4 protein-coding genes are annotated in these 2,400 nt (G+C 67.2%); 2 read left to right on the top strand and 2 right to left on the bottom strand.

The window, feature by feature from the left end; genetic code table 11:
- Positions 1 to 187: ArsR/SmtB family transcription factor (locus tag FNH09_RS46090; RefSeq protein WP_152895827.1), on the top strand; the 187-nt coding region annotated here is incomplete at its 5' end.
- 96 nt (positions 188 to 283) lie between these two features.
- A complete protein-coding gene (locus FNH09_RS46085; RefSeq protein ID WP_152895826.1) occupies positions 284 to 817 on the top strand; it encodes a glutathione peroxidase in 534 nt (177 codons plus the stop codon).
- 117 nt (positions 818 to 934) lie between these two features.
- On the opposite strand, the gene FNH09_RS46080 is transcribed toward FNH09_RS46085, so the two are convergent.
- On the bottom strand, positions 935 to 1,144 hold the full coding sequence (locus tag FNH09_RS46080) for a DUF397 domain-containing protein (RefSeq protein WP_152895825.1): 210 nt from the start codon (positions 1,142 to 1,144) through the stop codon (positions 935 to 937).
- A 219-nt stretch (positions 1,145 to 1,363) separates the two neighbouring features.
- A complete protein-coding gene (locus FNH09_RS46075) occupies positions 1,364 to 2,221 on the bottom strand; it encodes a Scr1 family TA system antitoxin-like transcriptional regulator (RefSeq protein WP_162470114.1) in 858 nt (285 codons plus the stop codon).
- Between the last annotated feature and the right edge of the window lie 179 nt (positions 2,222 to 2,400).

Below are 2,400 nucleotides of genomic sequence, written 5' to 3'. Positions count from 1 at the left end.
GCTCGGCGATCCGATGAGCACCACCCAGCTGGTCGCCGTGACCGGGCAGGGGCTCGGGTCGGTCGGGCGGCATCTGCGGGTCCTGCTGGACGCCGGGCTGGTCCGACGACGACGCGCCGGGCGCTCGGTGCTGTACTCACGGACACCGGCCGGCGAGGCCCTGCTGGAGGCGGCCCGGACGGGGTGACGCGGGGGCGGCCCGGACAGGGCGGCCGGGGTGTGGGCGGTGGTGTCCGGGAGGCCTTTCTCGAACAGCCGCTCCACGCTGGTTAGCATCGCTGTCATGACTGCTGACGCTCACAACTCCCCCGAATCCCCCGAATCCTCCGTTACCTTCCACGACGTCGACATCGACGCCCTCCAGGGCGGTCCGGCGAACCTCGCGCAGTACGCCGGCCAGGCGGTGCTCGTGGTGAACGTGGCCTCCAAGTGCGGGCTCACCCCGCAGTACACCGGCCTGGAGCGACTGCACGCGCGCTACGCGGAGCAGGGCTTCACCGTGCTTGGCGTGCCCTGCAACCAGTTCCTCGGGCAGGAGCCCGGCTCCGCCGAGGAGATCGCCGAGTTCTGCTCGGCGACGTACGGCGTGACCTTCCCGATGACCGAGAAGGTCGAGGTGAACGGGGAGGCCCGGCACCCGCTCTACGCGGGCCTGGTCGGCTTCGCCGACGCCGAGGGTCACACCGGGGACATCCGCTGGAACTTCGAGAAGTTCCTGATCGGGCGGGACGGCAAGGTCGCCGCCCGGTTCTCGCCGCAGACCGAGCCGGAGGCCGCCGAGATCGTCGCGGCGGTCGAGGCCCAGCTCGCCGGCTGACTCCCGGCCCCCGGTACCGGCGGGGGCGGGAATAAGCCGAGCCCTCTCGGCTAGGACGGCGAGCTGGTCGAGAGGGCTCTGTTTGCTGCTTATGAAGTTTTGGGTGGTGTCCGTGCATCAACCGAGGCCGAAGACTCCCTTGCCGACCTCGGTGACGAAGGCGTTCCACGACTGTGCGGGGAACGCCAGCACGGGACCCTCGAGGACCTTGGAGTCACGTACGGACATGGCCGCGACGATCGGTGACTTGACCTCGACGCATGCGCCGTTCCCCGTGGAGTAGGAGGACTTGGTCCACGTGTCCGTGACGCCCTGACGAATTGCCATTTCTGCTCCGGATTGCCAGTTGTTGAGTTGCTGTCACCGCACGACGCGTCCGACTCCGGACCCACAGCGCGGTTTGCGCCAACCTTGTTGCTTGATGGCGTGATCGACGCTACTCGCCAACATCGGCTTGCGAAGCGACTATTCACTCGACTGGATGGCATATTCCATTGGGGTCTTCCATCCCGCACGGTGGACGGTGTACCGTGCGCCACTTTCTTCTCAGCGCGCGTACTCCTTCGCAATGTCCGCGATGAATTGGCGCGACTGTTCGACGTTCAGGGCCTGCGCCCGCAGGTGCTCGTACATCACGCTGTACTTCTGGACGTCGTTCGCCTTCTCCAGGTAGAGGTCGCTGGTGACGCCCTCGATGTAGACGACGCTGGAGTCCGCCGCGTCGGGGAACTCCAGGATCGCGTACTGCCCGTTCAGACCCGGGTGCGCGCCCATGTCGAAGGGGATCACCTGCACGGTGACGTGCGGGTGCTGGGACTGCTCGACCAGGTGCTCCAACTGGTCGCGCATCACGGACTTGTTGCCGACCACCCGCTTCAGCGCCGCCTCGTCCAGGACCGTCCACAGCCGCAGCGGGTTGTCGGGGGTGGAGATTCGTTCCTGTCGGCGCAGCCGCACCTGCACCCGCTTCTCGATGTCCGCGGCCGCCGTCTCGGGCAGCGCGCCCGCGATGAGCGACTCGGCGTACTGCCGGGTCTGGAGCAGCCCCGGGACCACCTGCGGGTCGTACACGCGCAGGCTCGCCGCGTCCGTCTCCAGGCCGATGTAGACGCTGTACGGGATGTCCCCGAACGAGTGCCACCAGCCCTGCTGCCGGGAGTCCTTGGCCATCTGCATCAGCGAGTCCACGATCCGGTGGTCCTCCACCTCGTAGACCCCGCACAGGTCGCGGACGTCGCGCTGGCTGATACTGCGCCGGCCGTTCTCCAGCCGGCTGATCTTCGACTGCGACACCAGGAGCCGCTCGGCCACTTCCTCGGCCGTCATGCCCTTGAGCTCCCGCAGCCGGCGAAGCTCCTGGCCCAACCGGCGTCGCCTGACAGTGGGATTGACGTTGGACACCACGGGACGTGCACCTCCGGCTGCATACCTCTACTTGCCACTTTGCGTATCTGCTGTTGAGCAGATTGCCACCAAGATGCTTCTTACCGCTGGCAAACGGTGGATATGCGGCGGGTAAGGACCAGTTGCGCTCGGTTCCGGATGCGATGAAGCGGGGTGGCACGACCGAGAGGTCGTGCCAC

The organism is Streptomyces adustus, assembly GCF_009377175.1.
Classification (GTDB): domain Bacteria; phylum Actinomycetota; class Actinomycetes; order Streptomycetales; family Streptomycetaceae; genus Streptomyces; species Streptomyces adustus.
This window is presented reverse-complemented; position numbering and strand designations above follow the sequence as displayed.

Bases quoted from the DNA above. Each gene is read 5' to 3' on its own strand.
- FNH09_RS46085 (WP_152895826.1), top strand. From the start codon at position 284: ATGACTGCTGACGCTCACAACTCCCCCGAATCCCCCGAATCCTCCGTT.
- FNH09_RS46080 (WP_152895825.1), bottom strand. From the start codon at position 1,144: ATGGCAATTCGTCAGGGCGTCACGGACACGTGGACCAAGTCCTCCTAC.